The organism is Pseudomonas sp. VA159-2, assembly GCF_024126635.1.
Taxonomy (GTDB): domain Bacteria; phylum Pseudomonadota; class Gammaproteobacteria; order Pseudomonadales; family Pseudomonadaceae; genus Aquipseudomonas; species Aquipseudomonas muyukensis.
The window spans coordinates 1-3,241 of the sequence record NZ_JAMYBV010000060.1 but is presented as its reverse complement, the minus strand read 5'-3'; the positions used below and the strand labels follow the sequence as shown (position 1 = coordinate 3,241).

At 67.0% G+C, this 3,241-nt stretch carries 1 protein-coding gene and 1 pseudogene; both read left to right on the top strand.

The window, feature by feature from the left end; all coding sequences use genetic code 11:
* Window positions 1-72, top strand: a pseudogene (locus tag NJG22_RS24300) (type VI secretion system tube protein Hcp); the annotation flags it as partial.
* Between the two features lie 84 nt (window positions 73-156).
* Window positions 157-3,177, top strand: a complete 3,021-nt coding sequence (tssI, locus tag NJG22_RS24295; protein WP_253098461.1) for a type VI secretion system tip protein TssI/VgrG — start codon at window positions 157-159, stop codon at window positions 3,175-3,177.
* Window positions 3,178-3,241: the final 64 nt, after the last annotated feature.

Here is a 3,241-nt window from a genome sequence, read left to right as displayed (position 1 = left end):
AAGATCACCTGGACCCACGAAGTGTCCGGTACTTCCGGTTCCGACGACTGGCGCGCGCCGGTCGCAGGCTAAGCCTGGATCACACCGTCGCCTGCCGCGCTTGCGCGGCGGGTTGCGGTCGTTGTGCCCGATCATTCTCGCTACAGAGGGACAAGGATGTTTGCCGCCGCGAACCAGACCCATTTCAGCTTGCACATCGACGGCCTGCCGCACGATTTTCAGGTGCTCGCCTTCGATGGCAAGGAGGCCATTAGCCAGCCTTACGCCATCGACCTGGAACTGGTGAGCGAGCGTCCCTCGCTGGACCTGGAAAGCCTGCTGCACAAGCCCGCGTTCCTCCAGCTCGGCGACGAAGGCCGCGGCCTGCACGGCCTGATCTATCGCGCCGCGCAAGGCGAGGCCGGCAAGCGCCTGACCCGCTACCAGGTGACCCTGCGCCCGCAGCTGGCCTACCTGGCCCACCGCATCAACCAGCGCATGTTCCAACAATTGAGCGTGCCGAAGATCATTGCCCAGGTACTGGAAGAGCACGGCATCCTCGCCAACGCCTACCAGTTCCAGCTCGGTGCTATTTACCCAGAGCGCGAGTACTGCGTGCAGTACGACGAGTCCAACCTGCAGTTCATCCAACGCCTGTGTGAAGAAGAAGGCATCCACTACCACTTCCGCCACAGCGCCGCCGGCCACCAGCTGGTGTTCGGTGATGACCAGACCGTGTTCCCCAAACTGGCCCCGGTGGCCTACCAGCAGGATGCAGGTCTTGTCGCCGACACGCCGATGATCAAACGTTTCGGCCTGCGCGTGGAAACCCGCACCAGCAGCGTCACCCGCCGCGACTACGACTTCAAGAAACCGCTGATCCAGCTCGAGGGCGAGTCTGTCAGCCACGCCGAGCCTGAGCTGGAAGACTACGACTACCCCGGGCGATTCCTCGACCGCGCCCGCGGCAAGCACCTGGCCACCCGCGCCCTGGAGCGCCATCGCAGCGACTTCCGCCTGGCCGAAGGGCGCAGCGACCAGCCGTTGCTGGCCAGCGGGCATTTCCTGACCCTGAGCGCGCACCCCAACGCCGCCTGGAACGACCTCTGGCTGCTCACCGACGTGCAACACCAGGGCCGCCAGCCCCAGGTGCTGGAAGAAACCATCACCAGCGATGTCGACGCCAAGTACGACGGCTTCCAGCAGGGCTACCGCAATTTCTTCAGCGCCACCCCGTGGGATGCCACTTACCGCCCACCCCTCGAACACCCCAAACCGCGCATCCTCGGCACCCAGCGCGCCGTGGTTAGCGGCCCGGCCGGCGAGGAGATCTACTGCGACGAGTACGGGCGCATCAAAGTGCAGTTCTTCTGGGACCGCGAAGGCCAGGCCGACGACAAGTCCAGCGTGTGGATGCGTGTTGCCAGCGGCTGGGCCGGGCAGGGCATCGCTGGCCTGCAACTGCCCCGGGTCGGCATGGAAGTGCTGGTCAGCTTCCTCGAAGGTGATCCCGACCAGCCGCTAGTGACCGGCTGCCTGTACCACGGCGTGAACATGCCGCACTACAAGCTGCCTGACCTCAAGACCCTGGCCACCATCAAGAGCAAGGAATACAAGGGCAGCCGCGGCAACGAACTGCGCATCGACGACACCACCAGCGAAATCAGCATCGCCCTGCGCAGTGATCATGGCGCCAGTGCGCTGAACCTCGGCTACCTGACGCATCCGCGCCCAAGCGGTGGTGCCCCGCGCGGAGAAGGCTTCGAGCTGCGCACTGACCGCCACGGCGCCGTGCGCGCCGCCGGTGGCCTGCTGCTCACCACCGAACCGCGCGCCAACGAAGCCAAGCACCACAAGGACCTGCCGGAAACTGCCGAACGTCTGGCCACCGCCAGCGAGCAGCAGGACAGCCTGGCCGAACTGGCCAAGCAGATGCAGGCCCAGGAACCGGGCGATCAGGACGCAGTGGCCAAGCGCCTGCACGAGCAGCACCAGGGCATCCTCGGCAGTGGCCCAGTCAACCAGAGCGCCAACGAGTTCCCCGAATTCGCCCAGCCGCACCTGGTGCTGTCGAGCCCGGCCGGCATCGCCCTGACCACCCCCGGCCCCAACCACATCACCACCGGCGAGCACCTGGCCCTGAGCAGCACCGGCCACACCAGCATGTCCGTCGGCAAACGCCTGCTGGCCAGCGCCAGCCAGGGCATGCGCCTGTTCGTGCAGAGTCTGGGCTGGAAACTGGTGTCGGCCTCCGGCGACATCGACATCCGCGCGCTGAAGGACAACATCAACCTGCTGGCCAAGCTGGACATCACCGCCAACGCCGACCGCATCGTGCTCACCGCCAAGACCGAGCTGGTGCTGCAGGGCGGCGGCAGCGCCACCACCTATAACGCCGGCGGCATCACGCACGTCACCAGCGCCAACTACACCGCTCACGCGGCGCAGTTCGCCCATATCGGCGCGGCGAGCAAGGCCGGCACCTTCCCCGAGCCGCCGAAACCCGGCAAGGGCGACCTGGAGCTGCTGTACCAGTACGCCAACAGCAAGGGCGTGAAGACCGGCGACTACGACGTGATCGACGCCCTGGGCAAATCGATCAAGGGCACCCTCGACGGCAACGGTTTCAACCAGGCCAGCGGCGCCGCCGCCGGCCCGCTGTGGGTCGACTTCGGCCTGGACCCGGCCGACACCTGGGCCGAGGGCAGCCACTTCGGCGCCGGCGACTGGCCACCGAAGGCCAGCTTCGCCGACATCGCCCCCGGCCAGCAGGCCGTGGTCGGCGAGGTGCTCAGCGGCGGCAAGGGCGCAGAGGGGGTGCTGGGCAAGGGCCTGGCACTGGCACAGCAAGGCATGGACAAGGGCAAGGGACTGATGCAGAACGCGATGGCACAAGGAAAATCGATGGCCCAGGGCCTGATGGGCCCCGGCGGCAACGGCCTGCTGGAACAGGGCAAGGCCCTGGCCGGCACCGGCCTGCAACTGGCGAAAAGCGGCCAGGCCGCCTTGCAGAAGGCGCAACAGGTCAAGGCCGCTGTCGGCGGCGACACCGGCGCCATGGCCCAGCTGGCCAGCAACGTGGTGCCCGGTGCGGCGCCCACGCTCAAGGCCGCCAGCGCCCTCAAGCAACTGCCGAGCCTGCCCAAGCTCAGCGCCCCGGTGAACCCGGCCAAGCTGAACCATGAGGTGCTGGCATGACCGACACCAAACAACGCGAACCCCAGGTCGCCGTCGCTCCGCTCAACACCATCGACGCCAAGGA